We start from the raw sequence: 19,609 nt of genomic DNA, 5'->3' as shown, positions 1-19,609 counted from the left end.
ACGCCATGACCTTTGGTCTTGTCTTTTTTGTCTCGGCAAAGCCATAAAGTGGACCTTATGGCTCTGCTCTCGGCTTCGGGATGCCATCGGGAAGTGTTCGGGATACGTTTCCGCCATGAGTCCGTTATAAGTCCGTAGTAATTCCCATAACCAAGCAGACCCTGTTGCGTGTTATTGTGGAGGTGCATGGGAACAGAATGAGGCTTTTTAAGGTTCGACCTTTTGTAGAATAAGCCGATAGCTTGAAAATATCAGCACCTTTGTTGGGAATTATAATATATTTTTCTTATCTTTGCAGTTCAAACAATATGAAAGAGCAAATTAGACATATAATCGGTTTTTTCCGTTACGGACTATGGCAATTGAACGAAGACGATACGACTCCGTTCAAGTGGATTATGATAGAGATCCTTAAGAAACTCATACTCGCCATTCGCTTCTTTACAGCCAAACGCGTGGTGAATAAGGCGGCGGCACTGACTTATTCGTCTCTGTTGGCTATTGTGCCTATCCTGGCAGTGGTCTTTGCCATTGCCCGTGGTTTTGGATATAATAAATATATTGAGGTGTGGTTTCGTGATGCTTTGCAGTCCCAGCCACAGGCAGCCGAGGTTATCATAGGCTTTGTAAACAGCTATTTGGTACATACGAAAAGCGGCATTTTCCTTGGTATTGGCCTGCTGTTCATGCTCTATACCGTTTTGATGCTGGTGAGTAATGTGGAACAGGCATTTAATGAGATTTGGCAGGTGAAGAAACCACGCACCATTTTCCGTACCTTTACGGATTATCTTGCCATGTTCTTCTGTTTTCCCATCCTTATTGTCCTGACCTCTGGATTGTCAATCTTTATGGCGACTATGGTCAACGAGATGGATGATTTCATGTTGTTGACTCCTGTGGTAAGGTTTCTGATAGACATGGTGCCGTATGTATTGATGTCGGGCCTCTTTATCGCCTTTTATATCTTTATGCCCAATACGCATGTAAAACCAATGTGTGCCGTCGTGCCAGGTATTCTTGCAGGTATTGCGATGCAGGGCGTGCAGATTTTCTATATTCATGCTCAAATGTTTCTGTCGAGTTATAATGCCATCTATGGTTCTTTTGCAGCCTTACCTTTATTTATGCTCTGGTTGCAGATTTCCTGGACCATCTGTCTTTTTGGCGTAGAACTCTGTTATACGAATCAGAATCTCGATTATTATGATTATGATGCCAATACAGGCGAAATAAGTTATCGTTACCGAGTCATGATGTGTGCTCTGTTGATGAGTTGTGTGGCGCAACGCTTCAAACAAGGAGGTCGGCCTTTGACCGCTCTCGACTTGCGTAAGCGCACCCGTTTGCCCATACGTATTGTCAACGATTTGCTTTACAAGTTGATTGATGCCAAATTGCTGCTGGAGGTATCTGCCGACGAAAAGGGTGAGACATCTTCCTTTATTCCAGCCCATGACTTGCGCAACATGACGGTAGGCACTATGGTTGACCATTTGGAGAGTGTAGGCACTTGGAAGATAGAACTTGATGTCAGCGCACTCTTCACGGAACAATGGAGTAAAACTTTGGAAATTCATACGGAGTACCTGCATCAATTGCGCAATATTCCGTTGGAAGACCTGGCAAAAGTTCAGTAGAGCAGGCGGGTCTGAAAGCAGAAACTTTCGAAGTGCTTGTCTGCTAAAGAAAAGAATGTTTGAAAAGAAAGGTAATTAATAACGTAATTTTTTAAAATTTTATAAACAACAGGTTTTTGCTTCAATAAAAACGATATAAGTATCTGAATAATAATATAGTATGTTTTTAAAGACTGGCGATTCACGCACTTGTTGTGAAAAAGGGATTTGATGTAAAATCTTAAAAATTGCACAAAGTTGTTAAATATTTATGAAAAAAGTTGTGCTGTCTGAAAAAAATATGCTAATTTTGTAGCTAAATAATAACCGCTATTACATTTACAGTTATGGCTAAGTATAATATCACAGAAAAAAAAGAACACGAGGCGAAGTATCGGAGCCTAGTTAATCCTGAAATGATGGACACTCTGAAAGAAAAAATCCTTCGCATTATTGTAATTCAGGAAAAGTACAAGGACAAAGAGTATTCTGCCAAACAACTGGCAATGGACCTTGGAACAAACACACGTTATGTGTCAGCAGTCATCAACGTGAAGTTCCATACCAATTACTCTTGCTTTGTTAACAAGTACAGAATCGATGAGGCCATGTCACTCATGGTTGACCGACGTTATCAGAAGCTCACCATGGAGCAAATCAGCGACATGGTAGGATTCTCTAACCGTCAGTCATTCTATGCCTCTTTCTATCGCATCATGAATATGTCGCCAAGAGAGTATCGTGTGAAGTTCCTTGAACAACACCCCTCTCAGAAAGTGGAGAATCAGAAGAAAGACAGATCGTCGAAATGATCCAATACGAAGACGAACACTTCGCAGACATACAGCTGTTGCGCTACCGACTGAATGGTTTTGAGCAACTCAGCAAGCGTCAACAGCTGTATGTCTATTATCTTTCGCAAGCTACACTCTACGGACGCGATATTACATTCGACCAGTTTGGACGATATAATCTTCGCATACGCAAAATGCTGGAAGCTGTCTATACCTCCGATAGGATAGATCGCGATAATGATAATTTCCGGGCTTTGGAAGTTTATCTCAAGCGGGTGTGGTTTTCAAGCGGAATTTATCACCACTACGGCACAGAAAAAATGATTCCGGAATTTGACGAATGTTATTTGCGTCAAGTTTTGGAACAGATAGATTTAACCTCTTTGCCGTTATGTGAAGGGGAAACGGTCGGACAGTTGTGCGATGAATTGTTTCCCGTGATTTTTAATCCTGAAATTCTGCCCAAACGAGTCAATCAGGCTGACGGTGCAGACCTTGTCACAACCTCAGCATGCAACTACTACCAAGGTTTGACGCAGACGGAAGTGGAAGACTTCTATCATGCGCAGAAACGCGATTATAAAGGTCAGCAACCTCCTTCTTTTGGACTTAATTCCACTCTTGTGAAAACTCCACAAGGAATAGAGGAGCAGACATGGTGTGCTGACGGGAAATACGGTAAGGCTATCAAACAGATCGTCTATTGGCTTGAAAAAGCCAAGGATGTGGCAGAAACCCCACAGCAGGAAGAGGTGACAACAGCCCTTATACAGTATTATAAGAGTGGTAATCTGCAAGATTTCAACGACTACTGTATCAAGTGGGTGAAATGTCACGAAGGCGACATCGACTATGTCAACGGATTTATTGAGGTCTATGGCGATCCGCTCGGCCTGAAAGGTTCATGGGAAGGTATTGTGGAATATACAGACAAGGAAGCCACACGTCGCACCAAACTCATAAGCGACAATGCACAATGGTTTGAAGATCACTCGCCCGTGGATCCGCAATTCCGCAAGCCGAAGGTGAAAGGCGTCATGGCAAAGGCTATCTGTGCTGCCATGCTTGGCGGCGATGAATATCCCTCAACCGCCATTGGCATCAACCTACCTAATGCCGACTGGATTAGAGCACAATACGGCAGCAAGAGTGTTACCATTACCAATATTACTGATGCTTACAATAAAGCATCGCTGGGCAATGGATTCAAAGAGGAATTTGTTGTTGACAAAGCAACTCTTGACCTCATCAAAAAGTATGGAGACCGTTGCGACGAACTGCATACAGACCTTCATGAATGTCTCGGACACGGAAGTGGACAACTCTTACCCCATACAGATCCCGATGCACTCAAGGCTTACGGCAGTACTATAGAAGAAGCACGCGCCGACTTGTTCGGACTTTATTATATAGCCGACAAGAAATTGATAGAGCTCGGGCTTCTTCCCGATGATGAGGCTTATAAAGCCCAGTATTACAGTTATGTGCTCAACGGACTGCTTACGCAACTCATCCGTATCCAGCCCGGACAGCAGATAGAAGAGGCTCACATGCGCAACAGGGCACTCATAGCCAGGTGGTGTTATGAGAAAGGCGATGCAATCAGTCTTGAGAAGTGCAACGGAAAAACATACGTACGTATCACCGATTACCCACAGCTTCGCCAACTTTTCGCACAACTGCTTGCCGAAGTACAACGCATCAAGAGCGAGGGCGATTATGAGGCAGCCAGACAATTGGTGGAGCAATATGGTGTGAAAGTCGAACCCACACTTCATCGTGAAATACTCGAACGTTACCAGCAACTGGGGTTGGCCCCTTATAAAGGATTCATCAATCCCATACTCAACCCGGTGTTAGGGGCTGACGGGGAGATAGATCATATTGAGATTGACTATAGTGAAGGCTACGCCCAACAGATGCTACGATACAGTAGTGACTACGGTACGCTGATATGAGTTCATCAAAATAAAGACAAGTGGAAAAACAACAAGTAATAGATAAAGTTCGCGAAATCAAACAGTCGTTCCGATTGATTATGGACGGACAGACTTCCCAGTCGATGCGCGACAAAGGCTCTGACTATAAACTCAATTGGGGAGCGTCAATCCTTATGCTGAAAGAAAAGGCCGCAGAAATAGGACAGGATTACGACCTCGCCATTGAATTGTGGAAAGCTGACGTGAGGGAATGTAAAATCTTAGCTACCATGCTGATGCCTCCCGATGAAATATGTGCTGAAGTGGTGGATATCTGGATGGAACAGACCCATACCCAGGAAATTGCTGAACAAGCCACATTCAACCTCTATCAGCATCTGCCATTTGCTGCACAGAAAGCCTACCAGTGGATTGCCTCTCCACAACCACTCTACCAGTTGTGTGGCTTCCATGTGCTCACCCGCCTTTTTATGAAGGGACAAGAACCTAACGAAAGAGGTATTAACGAGTTTATAGACCAAGCACTTGTAGCCCTGCAAGGTGACAATCTGGCGGTTAAGAAGGCTGCCCTTCAGACGATGACGCGTTTTGCCGACCTTGGACTTGTCTATGAAAGATTGGCCAAAAGTGCATTAAAACAAATAGAAATAGACATTTTTTAAACGATATAGGCATAATCTCGATAAAATGTCGTAACTTTGTGCGGTTTTAAACTGCAACTGTCATGAAAGAGAACGTGAAAGAAACGGTAACGCAGATCTTAGACAATTATCTGGCACAGAACAACAGGCGTAAGACTCCTGAGCGATATGCTATTCTGGAAACTGTCTATGCTATGAACGGATATTTCACACTCGATGAACTTGGAAAACGACTCGCAGAAGAACGTAGATTCCCAGTTAGTAGGGCAACACTCTACAATACTATCAAGCTATTTCTCAAACTGCGACTTATAATAGAACATCATTTCCAAAAACAGGTAACTTATAGTGCCGCATACAACAAAGGTGGACAGTTCTTTCAGATTTGCACCCTGTGTGGAAAAGTGACTGATGTGAAGGCGACAGCGCTCGTGAAGGCAGTCGAATCCATGCGGCTGCGACGGTTCAAAAAAGACAGTTACACATTATATATCTATGGTGTGTGTAGCAGTTGTCAGGCCAAACTAACGATGGAGAAGAAAAAACAAGAAAATAAAGAATCAAAATAATCCGAAACAATGAATCAAGGTAAAGTTGACGTCCTGCTTGGTTTGCAGTGGGGCGATGAAGGTAAAGGTAAGGTGGTCGATGTATTGACCCCACAGTACGATGTAGTGGCACGTTTCCAAGGTGGTCCTAATGCTGGTCACACGCTGGAGTTCGAAGGTCAGAAGTATGTGCTACGCAGCATCCCCTCCGGTATCTTCCAGGGTGGAAAGGTGAATATCATCGGCAATGGCGTAGTGCTCGCTCCAGACTTGTTCATGGAAGAAGCCAAGGCGCTTGAAGCCAGTGGTCATGAACTGAAAAACCGTCTTCATATTTCTAAGAAGGCTCACCTCATCATGCCCACACACCGTGTTCTTGATGCCGCTTATGAGGCTGCAAAGGGTAAGAATAAGGTAGGAACCACAGGAAAGGGAATTGGACCGACCTATACTGATAAAGTATCACGTAACGGTCTCCGTGTAGGCGACATCCTTGAAAACTTTGAAGAGAAATATGCTGCTTGCAAGGCACGCCACGAAGCCATCCTCCGTTCTTTGAACTTCGAGTACGACATTACTGAAGTGGAAAAGAAATGGCTGGAAGGTATAGATTATCTTCGCCAGTTCCATATCGTCGATTCTGAACATGAAATCAACAACCTGCTGAAGAGCGGCAAGAGCGTACTTTGTGAAGGCGCTCAAGGCACTATGCTTGATGTGGATTTCGGCTCATACCCCTTTGTGACTTCTTCTAACACCATTTGTGCTGGAGCATGCACCGGACTCGGTATCGGTCCTAACAAAATAGGAGATGTATTTGGAATCATGAAAGCATACTGCACACGTGTCGGAGCAGGACCATTCCCCACAGAACTCTTTGACGAAACAGGTAAGCGCATCCGTGACCTCGGTCACGAATATGGTGCTGTGACCGGTCGTGAACGCCGCTGTGGATGGATTGACCTTGTTGCCTTGAAATATGCTATCATGGTCAATGGTGTTACTAAACTTATCATGATGAAGAGTGATGTACTCGACGGATTTGACACCATCAAGGCTTGCGTTGCCTATAAGCAGAATGGACAGCAGATTGACTATTTCCCCTATAATATTGAGGAAAATATTGAACCGGTCTATGAGGAACTTCCAGGATGGAAAACCGACATGACTCAGTTTACCAGCGAAGAGCAGTTCCCACAAGCATTCAACGATTATATCAAATTCCTGGAAGCCCAACTTGAGACTCCCATTCAGATTATCTCAATCGGTCCAGACCGAGCACAAACCATCGTAAGAAAATAAATGGCACAGAAACCAAATATTCCAAAGGGAACGCGCGACTTCTCTCCCATAGAGATGGCTAAGCGCAATTATATCTTCAACACCATCCGTGAGGTCTATGCACTTTATGGATTCCAGCAGATTGAAACCCCTGCCATGGAAACGCTGCAAACACTCATGGGGAAATATGGCGAAGAGGGCGACAAACTGCTTTTCAAAGTGCTGAATAGTGGTGACTGCCTGTCAAAGGTAAGCGATGAAGAACTCGCAGAGCGTAATGCACTCCACTTGGCATCGAAAATGTGTGAAAAGGGATTGAGGTACGATCTTACCGTGCCTTTCGCACGTTACGTTGTGATGCATCGCGACGAACTTCAACTTCCTTTCAAGCGCTATCAGATTCAACCCGTTTGGCGCGCAGACCGTCCCCAGAAGGGCCGTTATCGTGAGTTCTATCAATGTGATGCTGATGTGGTGGGTTCCGACTCTTTGCTCAACGAGGTGGAACTGATGCAGATCGTAGATACGGTATTCAGCCGTTTCGGTATCCGTGTTCAGATTAAGATCAACAACCGTAAGATTCTCACGGGAATTGCTGAAGTAATCGGTGCTGCCGATAAGATTGTTGACATTACCGTTGCCATCGACAAACTCGACAAGATCGGTATTGACAATGTGAATGAGGAACTCCGTCAAGACGGACTCAGCGACGCACAGATAGAAAAGTTGCAACCTATTATCTCCTTGACAGGAAGTAATGATGAGAAGCTCAATACCATCGCTGGTGTTCTGGCTGAGAGCGAAACAGGATTGAAAGGTGTAGAGGAAACTCGCTATATTCTTGAAACGCTCAAAACAATCGGACTGAACAACGAAATCCAGCTCGATCTGACACTTGCCCGTGGCCTGAACTATTATACCGGTGCCATCTTCGAAGTCAAAGCTCTCGATGTGCAGATTGGTAGTATTACAGGTGGTGGACGCTACGATAACCTTACTGGCATCTTCGGAATGCCAGGACTTAGCGGTGTCGGCATATCGTTTGGAGCAGACCGCATCTATGATGTCCTCAACACACTCGATCTCTATCCAAAAGATTCCATTAACGCTACACAACTCCTCTTCATCAATTTCGGTGAAAAGGAAACAGCCTATTGTCTGCCCCTCGTCACTAAGGCTCGTCAGGCAGGTATTCGTACCGAAATGTTTCCTGATGCTGCCAAGATGAAGAAGCAGATGAACTATGCCAATGCCAAGCAGATTCCGTTTGTTGTCCTTGCAGGAGAAAACGAGATGAACGAAGGTAAGGTGACGTTGAAGAACATGATAACAGGCGAACAGCAGATGGTTTCTGGTGATGAACTGATGACTATCGTTAAGGCTTGAACGTCAATCCGATAAAAAAGTTGAATGATGAAAAAGATTGGACGTTGGTTTATGCTTGCCGTCATGTTTTGCGTGGTATGTGCCTTCCAAGCCGACCATGTGACCACCATATTTATCATAGGTGATTCAACGGCTGCACAGAAAGACCTTTCTACAGGGTCACCAGAAAGAGGGTGGGGAATGGCTCTGCAATGTTATTTTGATTCTACCTTTGTACGAGTTGATAACCATGCTGTCAACGGACGTTCTTCTAAGAGCTTTATCAACGAGAAACGCTGGGATAAAGTATTGTCGCTCCTCAAACCAGGAGACTACGTCATTATCCAATTTGGTCACAACGATGAGAAACCTAAGGCCGACCGTCATACAGACCCAGGCTCTACTTTCGATTACAACTTGGCAAAGTTTGTAAGAGAAACGCGTGAAAAAGGGGGAATCCCCATTCTGATGAATGCAGTAGTACGACGCAATTGGCTTCCTGCCGATCAGGCTCAGACTGCAAAACCTGTTGGACAGAAAATCGACGATGAGAATCTGCGCAATACGGTGGCTACAGGAAAGGTTACCTCCGCAGAGAAAGCTAAACGCAAGAAGAAGAAAACTGCCGTCGAACTCCCTCACGTACTTGTAGATACTCATGGTCTCTATATCGTTGCACCACGTGATGTTGCGCAGCGTATGAATGTCCATTTCGTAGATGCTAACCGCATTACCCACCTGCTTGAAGATTCGTTGGGTGAGGAAGGTTCTAAGAAACTGCACATGATTTACGCGCCAGGTGAACATCCAGCCATCCCTCAAGGTAGGCAGGACAACACCCATTACAATATCTATGGTGCCCACATGGTAGCCCAGCGACTGGCAGATGCACTCTGCAAAGAGATTCCCCTCTTGTCGCGTTACCGTACGTCTGGCGATGTATGTAATTTGGAAAAAACGAAACACTAAAAAATAAAATCCTGCATATTCTTGCGGGATTTAATTTTTATGTGTATCTTTGCCATTGAATCAAATAAAAAACTAAACGAATACTAATATGAAGAAAAAGTTTATTTGTGCCGTTTGTGGATATATCTACGAAGGCGACGCTGCCCCTGAAAAGTGCCCCATCTGTAAGGCTCCTGCATCTAAGTTTACCGAACTGAAAGACGATGCAGAAATGACTTATGCCACAGTTCATAAGATTGGAGATGGAAAACCCGAAGGTGTGAGCGAAGAGATGATTCAAGACCTGCGCAACCATTTCAATGGTGAGTGTGGAGAAGTGGGAATGTATCTTGCCATGTCTCGTCAGGCAGACCGTGAAGGCTATCCCGAAATTGCTGAGGCTTTCAAGCGTTATGCTTTCGAAGAGGCTGAGCATGCTGCTAAGTTTGCAGAGCTCCTTGGAGAGTGTGTTTGGGATACCAAGACCAATCTGGAGAAGCGTGCAGCTGCAGAGGCTGGAGCTTGTGAGGACAAGTTCCGTATTGCCAAGAATGCTAAGGTAGCTGGTTTTGACGCTATCCACGATACCGTACACGAAATGGCTAAAGATGAGGCTCGCCATGGTGCAGGCTTCGCAGGACTGCTGAAGAGATATTTTGGCAAATAAGATTTCCATCTGACTTGCCAAAAGTTCGGAAGATTCCATGGCAACAAATTATTTTTAGCTGTGGATGACAATAAACATAATGAATATCCGTTTTGTCTAATGATGAAACGGATATTTATTTTCTGTATAACCCTTGCTATGATGGTTGCTGCTTGCTCCGATGAAGAGAAGTATTCGACTACCAATACTGATGTGTTGACATTTTCCGTTGACACTCTGAAGATGGACACGGTGTTCAGTACTATTTCTTCATCTACCTATTCTTTTTGGGTCTATAACCGTTGTGACGCCTCTCTTCTTATAAATCGTGTCGCCCTTGAAAAGGGCACACAGGGATTTCGCGTCAATGTTGATGGCGAATATCTTGACGGGGAGCTAAATGGGGTAGAAGTCCGCAAGGGTGACTCCGTTTGTGTATTTGTAGAACTTACCGCACCCAAGTGTGGACAAACAGATGTGCAACCCATTGGCGACTGTCTGGTGTTCAACCTTTCCCATGGAAAGCAACAGAAGGTTCCTTTGCGGGCTCATCAGTGGGATGCTGACATTCACGACCAGTGGGATGTTAACGGAAATGTTACGCTGGATAGTCCGTGTCCTATCATTATACGGAAAGGATTGCATATTGCAACGGGAGCCAAGCTGACGCTTCGGTCTGCGCAACTTTTCTTTCATGATGGTGCTGGCATTGACGTGGAAGGCAGTCTTCAAGCTTCAGAATGCCTGTTTCGTGGTGACCGCCTCGATGCCATGTTTGATGATTTGCCCTACGACCGTGTTAGCGGACAATGGAAAGGTATTGTCTTGGCACCCAATGCCAAAGGTGAATGGATCGACTGTGTGATTCGCAATGCCACCGATGCGCTCCAGTTAGGTTCGAATGCGGAAGCCACACTCTTGCGCACATCTGTTCACAACAGCAGTGCATCAGGTATCTTTTCAGAAGGAGCACATCTCGCCTTGACTCATTGCCGGCTGACCAATGCTGGCGGATGCTGTTTAGAGGCAAAGGGTGGGAGTGTGACAGCTGACCATTGTACTTTTGCACAGTTCTATCCCTTCTCGGCTGATCGTGGTGAGGCCTTCCGAACCATCAAAGCTTCTGTAGCCTGCACCCATTCGCTGATGACAGGATACGATGATTTAGTATTTAGTGCAGAAAGTTCCGATCTTCATTTCTCCCATTGCATGATTCGTAGTGATCAACCTTTGATGGGCGATACCTTTACTGATATAGTATGGGAGGCGACGGATGACGAAAAAGGCGGAAAGTCACATTTCCGCCTTGTGGATGAAACTATTCAAAGTTATGATTTTTCGTTGTTGCCCACTTCGCCAGCCTATCAACTCGGCATTGGTGACATTCGTGAGAAAACAACAAGTTCAGAACCTTAATACCATTTTTCTCGTGTCGTGCGGCATCATGGTGTTTAGTATTCAGTAAATGATAACGGCATTAATGCTTTGATGCTGTCAAACACATAGATGTGTTTTTTACCATAAAGCAAAATTCTGACTGGGCGTTTGAAGCGAGTCTCCGTCTCGATGATGGCTTGCCGGCAAGTGCCACATGGACTGATTGGTTCTTCCAATAGTTCGTGGTTTTCTTTTCTTGCAGCAATGGCAAGTGTGGTGACGGCTTGATCGGGGAAGGCTGCCCCCGCAGCAAACAGCGCCGATCGTTCTGCACAGATGGTGACAGAGAAGGCGGCATTTTCTTGATTGCATCCTCTCACCGTCATGCCGTTCTCCAACCGTAGCGCAGCACCAACTGAGAAATGCGAATATGGTGAGTATGAATGCTCTGTCTGTTCTATCGCCATCTTGACGAGTTGCTGGTCCTCTTCAGGCAATTCGTCAATTTGAGCGAGTTGAATGTCAATATTCAAGGTTATCTTTTTCATAATGTATAGGATTTTGTTGCAAATATAATATTTTTTCTTTATTTTTGCAACAGAATTAGGAAAAATAACACACATGAGACGAATAAGCATTGGAGTGGCTCTCTTGTTGCTGTTGCCGTTTACGTCTGTGGCACAGATCAAGTGGAATACACGCTATCAGGAATATTTCGACCGCTACAAGGATCTCGCCATCGAACAGATGAAGAAACATCGCATTCCCGCCAGTATCACGCTGGCACAAGGAGTGTTGGAGTCGGGTGCAGGTTATAGTGAATTGGCTCGTAAGGGTAATAACCATTTTGGCATTAAGTGTCACGGTTGGACTGGTCGTACCACTTATCACGATGATGATGAGCGCAATGAATGTTTCCGTGCTTATGACAATGTTTATGACAGTTATGAGGACCATTCTGTCTTTTTGGTGAGTAGTCGCCGTTACAGTTCCTTGTTCCGACTCAACCTGAAAGACTACAAGGGTTGGGCCCATGGCTTAAAGTCGTGTGGCTATGCCACCAATCCGCGTTACGCCGCTCAACTGATAGATATCATCCAGTTATACAAACTCTATCAGTACGACGAAGCACGCAAATACAACCGTTATAATGAGTATCAAACCCATCAGCCTACTTCATTGATGCATACTATTCATTCCTTTAATAAAAACTATTATGTTGTTGCTAAAAAAGGAGATACGTTTGCGTTGATTGGTAAGGAAGTTGGTGTTTCTGCGCGTAAGTTAGCATCTTTCAACGAACTTTATGTTGGTGCAGAATTAGAGGAAGGCACTTATGTGTGGTTGCAAAAGAAGCGTCGTAACGCACCGAAAGAATACAAAAACCGGGCGCACTATGTACGTCCGGGTGAGTCGATGTATTCCATTTCCCAGAAGTATGGAATCCGTCTGAAGTATCTCTATAAACTCAACCATCTTCCTGCCGATTACCAGTTGGAAGTGGGCGACCGCCTTTACCTGCGTTAGGCAGGTGGATGCGGCTTACGCCAGTAGTTGGTTGAGAAAGTCGTTTAGGTCTTTGTCCAGCCCTTCCATGAGTTCCTTGTCGATAATGACGGTGTCGTCATCTACCACGTAGAGTTCTGCAATATTCTCTCGTTCTTCGTCTTCCAGTACGAAAGAGTAGGGCTTGAGTATAGACATTTGGTTGACCATTTCTCGTTTGCTGGCAATGGTCTTGCGCAATGCTGCAGTCACCTCATCGTAGAAATTATCATCCTTGTTATCTATCCATTGTTCCACTACACAACGAGTGATTTCATTGTCGTCATCATCAAATGCCAACAGCTCGCCCGTCTCTTGATTGACGCGTAAGTGGATGTCTGTCAGTACGGTGGGTTCTTCAACTGGTGGAAATTTATCCGCCACTTTTCTGATTGCCCTTTCAATCTGTTGTAGGGTTTGCTCGTTTGCTTTCATAGTCATATTTATGTTATATGGTACAAAAGTAAGAAAAAGTACCGATAATTGCAAACGATTACGAAGAAAAATAAAAATATTTCTTCTGACGTGTTATATATTTCGCATTTTTATAGTATCTTTGCATTGTAAAGTCGAGATTGCAATTCAATGGAAAAAAGAATCCGTCACGAAGGTGTTGTGGAAAGTGTTGGTCCACATGCTGTAAAGGTGCGTATCATGCAGACTTCTGCGTGTGCAGCTTGTCAGGCAGCCTCTTTCTGCCATGCCTCTGAATCTAAGGAGAAAATGGTAGATGTGTTTACCTCTTCTGCTTCGTCCTTTGAAAAGGGTGATAGTGTAGTGGTGTGGGCCACTGCTGCTGTAGCATCGCGTGCGTTGTTATGGGCTTTTGCCATACCGTTTGTATTGATGGTGACTGTGCTGATTGTGTTGATGGAGACTGTTGGTCATGAGGGTATTGCAGCTGTAGCATCTTTGCTGTCGCTGTTGCCTTATTATGGTGTACTCTATCTGTTGCGCCATCGTATGCGCCGGCAGTTGACTTTCGGAATAGAAAGGCATTAAACTAAAACAAATATAAAAGCTATTATGAATTTTATGATGATTGCAGTGGCAGTATTGGGCGCTATCGGTTTGGTGGCGGCCTTGGTATTGTATGTCTGCTCGAAGAAATTCGCTGTCTATGAGGATCCTCGTATCTCGCAGGTTGCAGCATTGTTGCCCGGTGCTAACTGTGGTGGTTGCGGCTTTGCCGGATGTAGTGCCTTGGCCGATGCTCTGGTCAAAGGTGCTGATGCAGGAAGTCTCGACGGCATCAGCTGTCCCGTTGGTGGACAGGAAGTGATGGGCAAAGTGGCAGACCTTTTGGGAATGGCCATTGCCAATGGCGACCCTATGGTGGCAGTAGTTCGATGTGGCGGTACTTGCGAGTTACGCCAGAAGGTTGTGTCCTATGACGGCCTTCGCAGTTGTGCGGCAATGAATGCCTGTGGAGCCGGTGAGACCGGTTGCGGCTTCGGCTGTCTCGGTTGTGGCGACTGTGTGTCTGCTTGCCAGTTTGACGCGATCCACATGAATCCAGAAACGGGTCTTCCAGAAGTGGATGAAGACCGCTGTACGGCTTGTGGAGCCTGTGCCAAGGCTTGTCCGCGCCACGTCATTGAGTTGCGCAAGAAAGGTGTCAAGGGCCGTCGCGTCTATGTGGAGTGTGTTAACAAAGACAAGGGTGCCGTTGCTATGAAGGCCTGTAAGGCTGCCTGCATAGGCTGTGGCAAGTGTGCCAAGGAGTGTCCTTTTGGCGCCATTACTGTAGAGAACAACGTATCGTATATTGATTATACCAAGTGTCGTCTGTGCCGCAAGTGCGTGGCAGTGTGTCCTACACACGCCATCAAGGCTGTTAATTTCCCTGCCCCCAAACCTAAGGCAGAGGTGCAGACTGAAGCTACTCCTTCGGCAGTGAAACCTGTCGCACAGCCAAAGGCCAGTACGACAACCAAACAAGAGGAGGAACAAGCATGAAAATCAGAACATTCAGTATAGGAGGAATACATCCAGAGGAAAACAAACTCAGCAACGATGCGACAACTCAGGTAGCAGCATTACCGGTTCAAGCTATTTTCCCACTCTCGCAACATATTGGTGCTCCTGCCAAACCTGTTGTTGCCAAAGGCGACAAGGTGAAGGTCGGCACGATGATTGCTGAAGCAGGCGGTTTCGTCTCAGCACCTATTTATTCATCGGTAAGCGGTACCGTGTTGAAAATTGACACTGCCGTAGATGCTACTGGTTACCGTAAACCTGCCATCATCATCAATGTAGATGGTGACGAGTGGGAGGAGAGTATCGACCGCTCTAACAAACTCGAAACCGTAGAGGAACATCCCGAACTCACCCCAGAAGAGATTGTCAATCGCATCAAGGTGGCTGGCGTCACTGGAATGGGTGGTGCAGGATTCCCTACCTTTATTAAGCTTTGTCCGCCTCCCACAGCCAAGGCTGAGTGTGTCATTATCAACGCAGTGGAGTGTGAACCATACATCACCGCAGATTATCGTCTTATGCTTGAGAAATCAGATGAGATTCTCGTTGGTCTCGAACTGCTCATGAAGGCTGCCAAGGTTACCCGTGGTTATATTGGTATTGAGACCAACAAGCCTCAGGCCATTGAACTCCTTGCTGATAAGTGTGCCAAGAAGTTTGGCGGTTCTGCCTATGAGGTAGAAGTAGTACCCTTGAAGCAGCGCTACCCACAGGGTGGTGAGAAACAGCTCGTTGATGCTGTTATCAACCGTCAGGTGCCCGCACCTCCTGCCATACCCGTCAATGTTGGCGCCATTGTGCAGAATGTAGGAACAGCCTTTGCTGTCTATGAGGCAGTGATGAAACACAAACCTCTGTTTGAACGCTACACAACCGTGACTGGTAAGAAGTTGCGTCAGCCAGGCAACTATCTGGTGCGTATGGGAACGCCTATGAAAGATCTCATTGCCGTGTGCGGTGGAATGCCAGCAGAAGATTCTAAGGTGCTCGCAGGCGGTCCTATGATGGGTAAAGCTCTGACCTCCACAGATGTTCCTGTGTGCAAGGGTACTAACTCGGTGACCATCCTCTCTGGTGAGGATGCTGTACGTAAAGAACCACAGCCCTGTATCCGATGCGCCAAGTGTGTGAGTGCTTGTCCGATGGGCCTCGAACCCTATCTGCTTGCCAAACTTTCTGCTGTGAGTAATTGGGAACGTTGCGAGTCCGAAGTCATTGTCAGCTGCATTGAATGTGGATCGTGCCAGTTTACCTGTCCCGCCCATCGTCCGCTGCTTGATAACATCCGCTTGGGTAAGCAGACCGTCATGGGAATCATCCGCAGCCGTCAGGCCAAGAAATAATCAAAAGACATATTATTTAAAATATAAATATCGAAAATATAATGGGAAAACTCATCGTTTCATTATCGCCCCATGCTCATGGAGCTGATACCGTCGAGCGCAACATGTATGGCGTCATCATCGCCCTGTTGCCTGCTTTGGTGGCTTCGTTTTGGTTCTTCGGCATAGGATCGGTCATCGTGACTGCAACAAGTGTTGCAGCATGTGTGCTCTTCGAGTGGGCCATAAACAAATACATGCTCCGTAATGAGCGCACCACCGTATGCGACGGTTCTGCCGTGCTCACTGGATTGCTCCTTGCCTTTAACCTTCCGTCCAACCTTCCGTTGTGGATCATCATTATCGGTGCCCTTTTCGCCATCGGTTTTGCAAAAATGCCATTCGGAGGACTGGGTAACAATCTGTTCAATCCTGCACTCGTAGGACGTGCAGCCCTGTTGGTAGCTTTCCCTGCGCAGATGACCACATGGCCTAAGGTAGGACAGACCTTTTCCTATCTCGATGCAGAGACCGGCGCCACACCGCTGTCTATCATGAAACAGGCTATCAAGAGTGGTGATGCTTCTGTGCTCGACCGTCTGCCAGACTCCTTGTCGCTCTTCCTCGGCAATCATCCTGACGGAGCAGGTGCCATGGGTGAAATCTGTGCCCTTGCCCTGCTGCTTGGACTGGCTTATATGCTGTGGAAGAAAATCATCACTTGGCACATTCCCGTGAGCATTATCGTCACGGTATTTGTTCTTGCCGGATTGATGCACGTGGTTAATCCTGTCTATGCCGATCCCGTTTCAGTAGTACTCAGTGGCGGTCTGATGCTTGGTGCCATCTTCATGGCTACCGACTATGTGACTTCGCCGATGACTCATCGCGGACAACTCATCTACGGTGTGGCAATCGGTGCACTAACCGTCATCATCCGTAACTGGGGCGCCTATCCTGAAGGTATGTCGTTTGCCATTCTTATCATGAATGCCTTCACACCCCTCATCAACAATTATGTTAAACCTAAACGTTTCGGGGAGGTAGCCAAATGAAGAAATTAGAATCATCATTGCTCAATATGACCCTCGTGCTCACAGCCGTTACGGTCATCATGGGAGGCATTCTCGCTGCTGTCAACGACATCACGAGTAAACCCATAGCACAACAGAAAGAGAAAGCCCTCGCTGACGGTATCAAGGCGGTCATGGGAATAGACAATTTTGTCGTTGCTGAAACCGATACCTTGTCTCAGACTGATAGCAAGGGAAAGGAACAGCTATTTGTCATTTACACTATTGAAAACAACGGTCAACCCTATGGCGCTGCCATAGAGAGTACTACAGGTGGCTTCGGTGGCGACCTCAAGGTACTGGTAGGCTTTGACGAGGCTGGCACTATCTTGGGCTATACACTCTTGGAACACGCTGAAACCCCAGGACTGGGCGCCAAGGCCGATAAGTGGTTCCAGAAGGGCGAAAAGGGTAACATCATTGGTAAGAACCCTATCACCCCGCTCACCGTATCGAAGGATGGTGGTGATGTGGATGCGATTACAGCTTCTACCATCACAAGTCGTGCCTTCCTCAAGGCTGTCAACAATGCCTATTCCGCTTATATGCAGAACAGTAAGAACATCCAGAATGGAGCCTCTGCCGATGCGCAGACCGGAGCCACTCAACAAACTAATGAAAAGTAATACGTTATGAGTTATCTGAGTATAATAAAAAATGGAATCGTGAAGGAAAACCCAACCTTCGTCTTGATGTTGGGTATGTGTCCTACACTCGCCACGACCACTTCCGCTATCAACGGTATGTCAATGGGACTGGCAACCATGGCGGTGCTCATCTGCACCAATTTTGTGATCAGTTGCATCAAGAAAGTCACCCCCGACATGGTGCGCATCCCTGTTTTCATTGTAGTGATTGCAGCGTTTGTTACCATTCTCCAAATGATTATCAAGGCCTATCTGCCTGAAATCGACGCCTCTCTCGGACTCTTCATTCCCTTGATTGTCGTCAACTGTATCATCCTCGGTAGAGCGGAAGCCTTTGCTGCAAAGAACTCGCCCGTAGCGTCGCTTTTTGATGGTATCGGTATCGGACTGGGCTTCACCATCGGTCTGACACTGCTTGGCGTTTGCCGTGAACTGTTAGGCTCTGGTTCCGTATTTGGTCTGCAACTCTTGCCCGAGACCTACAATATCCTACTTTTCGTATTGCCTCCAGGAGCCTTCATCACTCTCGGTTTCCTTGTGGCTATTGTAAACAAACTAAAGAAGGCATAATGTTATGGAATATATATTGATATTTATCTCCGCCATTTTTGTGAACAACATCGTGTTGTCACAGTTTCTCGGCATCTGTCCGTTTCTTGGCGTTTCAAAGAAAGTAGATACCTCGCTCGGCATGTCTGCCGCAGTAGCCTTTGTGCTGACTCTCGCCACCATCGTTACTTGGCTTGTACAGCATTATGTGCTCGACGTCTTCGGTTTGGCTTATCTTCAGACGATAGCCTTCATCCTCGTCATTGCCGCTCTGGTGCAGATGGTAGAGATTATTCTCAAGAAGGTGTCGCCAGCGCTCTATCAGGCATTAGGTATTTTCCTGCCTCTTATCACCACCAACTGTGCAGTACTTGGTGTGGCAATCCTCGTCATTCAGAAAGACTTCTCATTGCTCCAGTCGGTAGTCTATGCGTTCTCTACAGCCCTCGGTTTTGGCTTGGCATTGACCGTGTTTGCCGGAATGCGCGAGCAGATGGAACTCTCATCCATCCCCAAGGGTATGCGTGGCATGGCTATCGTCATGTTGTCAGCAGGTCTGTTGAGTCTTGCCTTCATGGGCTTCTCTGGAGTTGACGGCGGCTTGCGACTGTTGTTCGGTCTCGACTGATTTATCAGATTTTCATTATACTGGGAGGTGTGTCAAAGTCATTGTCACGCCTCCATTTTTTTCGCACCTTTTCATTCCTACATCGTTGGCCTTTCACCTTTTCAGTTCCCATGTTCCTCCCATTTTGTCCCATCGTCGCCCGCCTGATTCTGGGATTTAATGCGGATTCACTGGTGACTTACTGAGGAGTTGCCCACGTCTGTGTGCGGACGGAATGTTCAGTGCGATGAGTGATTCTCTCTTGAATCGCAGTGCAAAGATAGTGCAAACCGAGTGGAATGTAAAAGAGAAACTCGTTTTTCTTTTCATTTCCGAGGTGCCGCCTATCTTGGACGCCAGTGCAAAGGTACAAAGAAAAGCAATAGGTTCACCCATTTGTCCGTCAACTCGTGACGAAATGTCCTACAGTATTACAGTTTTTGAAAAGCTAATTTTATTGTTCTAATTAGGCAAATCTTCCCAAAGATATTCATGGTTTTGTTCTTATAAAACTAAGGTAAGGGAGTTCTGCGAAATGTAATGTAATGAAAAGAGAAATATAAAATGGTAAATATATTATACATGCAAAAGTATATTTGTGAGGCGTGTGTGATTAAAAAAACGAAGGACGAAATCCATATCAATTTCATCCTTCGTTTCTCACCATGCCCCAAACTCTAACGAGTTTAACTTCGTTCCTTACGTTCGGAAGTTTCGGGTTTTAGTT

The 19,609-nt window shown here is 46.0% G+C and carries 20 protein-coding genes; 18 read left to right on the top strand and 2 right to left on the bottom strand.

Annotated elements, in window-relative coordinates:
• The first annotated feature begins 308 nt into the window (after positions 1-308).
• The 10 genes from CIK88_RS00955 to CIK88_RS00910 all read left to right on the top strand — a co-directional run bounded on the left by CIK88_RS00955 (position 309) and on the right by CIK88_RS00910 (position 11,198).
• Complete coding sequence (locus tag CIK88_RS00955) at positions 309-1,640, top strand: YihY/virulence factor BrkB family protein (protein WP_094434006.1); 1,332 nt, start codon at positions 309-311, stop codon at positions 1,638-1,640.
• 326 nt (positions 1,641-1,966) lie between these two features.
• Positions 1,967-2,431 carry an AraC family transcriptional regulator gene (locus CIK88_RS00950; RefSeq protein ID WP_094390395.1) on the top strand — a complete coding sequence of 155 codons (465 nt, stop codon included), beginning with the start codon at positions 1,967-1,969 and terminating at the stop codon, positions 2,429-2,431.
• Positions 2,428-4,371: a dihydrofolate reductase gene (locus CIK88_RS00945; protein ID WP_094390396.1), complete on the top strand. Its 1,944-nt coding sequence runs from the start codon at positions 2,428-2,430 to the stop codon at positions 4,369-4,371. Before CIK88_RS00950 ends, CIK88_RS00945 begins: the two co-directional genes overlap by 4 nt.
• A 20-nt stretch (positions 4,372-4,391) precedes the next feature.
• Positions 4,392-5,015 (top strand): DNA alkylation repair protein, encoded by a 624-nt coding sequence (locus CIK88_RS00940; RefSeq protein ID WP_254046362.1) that lies wholly within the window; start codon positions 4,392-4,394, stop codon positions 5,013-5,015.
• A gap of 62 nt (positions 5,016-5,077) precedes the next feature.
• On the top strand, positions 5,078-5,563 hold the full coding sequence (locus CIK88_RS00935) for a Fur family transcriptional regulator (RefSeq protein ID WP_094390398.1): 486 nt from the start codon (positions 5,078-5,080) through the stop codon (positions 5,561-5,563).
• Between the two features lie 9 nt (positions 5,564-5,572).
• The gene (locus CIK88_RS00930; protein WP_094390399.1) at positions 5,573-6,844 is read left to right on the top strand and encodes an adenylosuccinate synthase; all 1,272 of its coding nucleotides are present in this window, start codon (positions 5,573-5,575) and stop codon (positions 6,842-6,844) included.
• The gene (gene hisS / locus CIK88_RS00925) at positions 6,845-8,209 is read left to right on the top strand and encodes a histidine--tRNA ligase (protein WP_094434004.1); all 1,365 of its coding nucleotides are present in this window, start codon (positions 6,845-6,847) and stop codon (positions 8,207-8,209) included. It abuts the gene before it with no gap.
• 24 nt (positions 8,210-8,233) lie between these two features.
• Positions 8,234-9,157 carry a rhamnogalacturonan acetylesterase gene (locus CIK88_RS00920; protein WP_254046817.1) on the top strand — a complete coding sequence of 308 codons (924 nt, stop codon included), beginning with the start codon at positions 8,234-8,236 and terminating at the stop codon, positions 9,155-9,157.
• 88 nt (positions 9,158-9,245) lie between these two features.
• Positions 9,246-9,803, top strand: a complete 558-nt coding sequence (locus CIK88_RS00915) for an NADH peroxidase (protein ID WP_094390401.1) — start codon at positions 9,246-9,248, stop codon at positions 9,801-9,803.
• A gap of 138 nt (positions 9,804-9,941) precedes the next feature.
• The gene (locus CIK88_RS00910) at positions 9,942-11,198 is read left to right on the top strand and encodes a right-handed parallel beta-helix repeat-containing protein (RefSeq protein WP_144269555.1); all 1,257 of its coding nucleotides are present in this window, start codon (positions 9,942-9,944) and stop codon (positions 11,196-11,198) included.
• A 35-nt stretch (positions 11,199-11,233) separates the two neighbouring features.
• On the opposite strand, the gene CIK88_RS00905 is transcribed toward CIK88_RS00910, so the two are convergent.
• Entirely contained in the window at positions 11,234-11,707 is a 474-nt protein-coding gene (locus CIK88_RS00905; RefSeq protein WP_094390403.1) for a cytidine deaminase, read from the bottom strand.
• A 73-nt stretch (positions 11,708-11,780) separates the two neighbouring features.
• On the opposite strand from CIK88_RS00905, the gene CIK88_RS00900 reads away from it, so the two are divergent.
• Positions 11,781-12,686: a glucosaminidase domain-containing protein gene (locus tag CIK88_RS00900; RefSeq protein WP_094390404.1), complete on the top strand. Its 906-nt coding sequence runs from the start codon at positions 11,781-11,783 to the stop codon at positions 12,684-12,686.
• A 15-nt stretch (positions 12,687-12,701) separates the two neighbouring features.
• Here CIK88_RS00900 and CIK88_RS00895 read toward each other — a convergent pair whose 3' ends face one another.
• Positions 12,702-13,139: a hypothetical protein gene (locus tag CIK88_RS00895; RefSeq protein WP_094390405.1), complete on the bottom strand. Its 438-nt coding sequence runs from the start codon at positions 13,137-13,139 to the stop codon at positions 12,702-12,704.
• A gap of 150 nt (positions 13,140-13,289) precedes the next feature.
• Between CIK88_RS00895 and CIK88_RS00890 the strand changes: the two genes are divergently transcribed.
• Genes CIK88_RS00890 through rsxA form a run of 7 tightly spaced genes read left to right on the top strand, consistent with a single transcriptional unit; the run spans position 13,290 to position 18,903 of the window.
• On the top strand, positions 13,290-13,706 hold the full coding sequence (locus CIK88_RS00890) for a SoxR reducing system RseC family protein (RefSeq protein ID WP_094434002.1): 417 nt from the start codon (positions 13,290-13,292) through the stop codon (positions 13,704-13,706).
• Positions 13,707-13,730: 24 nt separating this feature from the next.
• Complete coding sequence (locus CIK88_RS00885; protein WP_094434001.1) at positions 13,731-14,663, top strand: Fe-S cluster domain-containing protein; 933 nt, start codon at positions 13,731-13,733, stop codon at positions 14,661-14,663.
• A complete protein-coding gene (gene rsxC, locus CIK88_RS00880; RefSeq protein WP_094434000.1) occupies positions 14,660-16,027 on the top strand; it encodes an electron transport complex subunit RsxC in 1,368 nt (455 codons plus the stop codon). Before CIK88_RS00885 ends, rsxC begins: the two co-directional genes overlap by 4 nt.
• A gap of 41 nt (positions 16,028-16,068) precedes the next feature.
• The gene (locus CIK88_RS00875; protein ID WP_173815636.1) at positions 16,069-17,061 is read left to right on the top strand and encodes an RnfABCDGE type electron transport complex subunit D; all 993 of its coding nucleotides are present in this window, start codon (positions 16,069-16,071) and stop codon (positions 17,059-17,061) included.
• Positions 17,058-17,705, top strand: a complete 648-nt coding sequence (locus CIK88_RS00870; protein WP_094433998.1) for an RnfABCDGE type electron transport complex subunit G — start codon at positions 17,058-17,060, stop codon at positions 17,703-17,705. The genes CIK88_RS00875 and CIK88_RS00870 overlap by 4 nt, the downstream gene beginning before the upstream one ends.
• 6 nt (positions 17,706-17,711) lie before the next feature.
• Positions 17,712-18,296 carry an electron transport complex subunit RsxE gene (gene rsxE / locus CIK88_RS00865; RefSeq protein ID WP_094390411.1) on the top strand — a complete coding sequence of 195 codons (585 nt, stop codon included), beginning with the start codon at positions 17,712-17,714 and terminating at the stop codon, positions 18,294-18,296.
• A 4-nt stretch (positions 18,297-18,300) separates the two neighbouring features.
• Positions 18,301-18,903, top strand: a complete 603-nt coding sequence (gene rsxA, locus CIK88_RS00860) for an electron transport complex subunit RsxA (RefSeq protein WP_094390412.1) — start codon at positions 18,301-18,303, stop codon at positions 18,901-18,903.
• The last annotated feature ends 706 nt before the right edge of the window (positions 18,904-19,609 follow it).

The sequence above is a fragment of the Prevotella sp. P5-50 genome (assembly GCF_002251295.1).
Taxonomy (GTDB): domain Bacteria; phylum Bacteroidota; class Bacteroidia; order Bacteroidales; family Bacteroidaceae; genus Prevotella.
The sequence above is the reverse complement of the archived record's forward strand: the minus strand, read 5'-3'. Positions and strand labels throughout refer to the sequence as shown.

Excerpts from the sequence above, each read along its gene's own strand:
- CIK88_RS00955 (WP_094434006.1), top strand. The coding sequence starts at position 309 with ATGAAAGAGCAAATTAGACATATAATCGGTTTTTTCCGTTACGGACTA.
- CIK88_RS00950 (WP_094390395.1), top strand. The coding sequence starts at position 1,967 with ATGGCTAAGTATAATATCACAGAAAAAAAAGAACACGAGGCGAAGTAT.
- CIK88_RS00945 (WP_094390396.1), top strand. The coding sequence starts at position 2,428 with ATGATCCAATACGAAGACGAACACTTCGCAGACATACAGCTGTTGCGC.
- CIK88_RS00935 (WP_094390398.1), top strand. The coding sequence starts at position 5,078 with ATGAAAGAGAACGTGAAAGAAACGGTAACGCAGATCTTAGACAATTAT.
- CIK88_RS00930 (WP_094390399.1), top strand. The coding sequence starts at position 5,573 with ATGAATCAAGGTAAAGTTGACGTCCTGCTTGGTTTGCAGTGGGGCGAT.
- hisS (WP_094434004.1), top strand. The coding sequence starts at position 6,845 with ATGGCACAGAAACCAAATATTCCAAAGGGAACGCGCGACTTCTCTCCC.
- CIK88_RS00920 (WP_254046817.1), top strand. The coding sequence starts at position 8,234 with ATGATGAAAAAGATTGGACGTTGGTTTATGCTTGCCGTCATGTTTTGC.
- CIK88_RS00915 (WP_094390401.1), top strand. The coding sequence starts at position 9,246 with ATGAAGAAAAAGTTTATTTGTGCCGTTTGTGGATATATCTACGAAGGC.
- CIK88_RS00910 (WP_144269555.1), top strand. The coding sequence starts at position 9,942 with ATGATGGTTGCTGCTTGCTCCGATGAAGAGAAGTATTCGACTACCAAT.
- CIK88_RS00905 (WP_094390403.1), bottom strand. The coding sequence starts at position 11,707 with ATGAAAAAGATAACCTTGAATATTGACATTCAACTCGCTCAAATTGAC.
- CIK88_RS00900 (WP_094390404.1), top strand. The coding sequence starts at position 11,781 with ATGAGACGAATAAGCATTGGAGTGGCTCTCTTGTTGCTGTTGCCGTTT.
- CIK88_RS00895 (WP_094390405.1), bottom strand. The coding sequence starts at position 13,139 with ATGAAAGCAAACGAGCAAACCCTACAACAGATTGAAAGGGCAATCAGA.
- CIK88_RS00890 (WP_094434002.1), top strand. The coding sequence starts at position 13,290 with ATGGAAAAAAGAATCCGTCACGAAGGTGTTGTGGAAAGTGTTGGTCCA.
- CIK88_RS00885 (WP_094434001.1), top strand. The coding sequence starts at position 13,731 with ATGAATTTTATGATGATTGCAGTGGCAGTATTGGGCGCTATCGGTTTG.
- rsxC (WP_094434000.1), top strand. The coding sequence starts at position 14,660 with ATGAAAATCAGAACATTCAGTATAGGAGGAATACATCCAGAGGAAAAC.
- CIK88_RS00875 (WP_173815636.1), top strand. The coding sequence starts at position 16,069 with ATGGGAAAACTCATCGTTTCATTATCGCCCCATGCTCATGGAGCTGAT.
- CIK88_RS00870 (WP_094433998.1), top strand. The coding sequence starts at position 17,058 with ATGAAGAAATTAGAATCATCATTGCTCAATATGACCCTCGTGCTCACA.
- rsxE (WP_094390411.1), top strand. The coding sequence starts at position 17,712 with ATGAGTTATCTGAGTATAATAAAAAATGGAATCGTGAAGGAAAACCCA.
- rsxA (WP_094390412.1), top strand. The coding sequence starts at position 18,301 with ATGGAATATATATTGATATTTATCTCCGCCATTTTTGTGAACAACATC.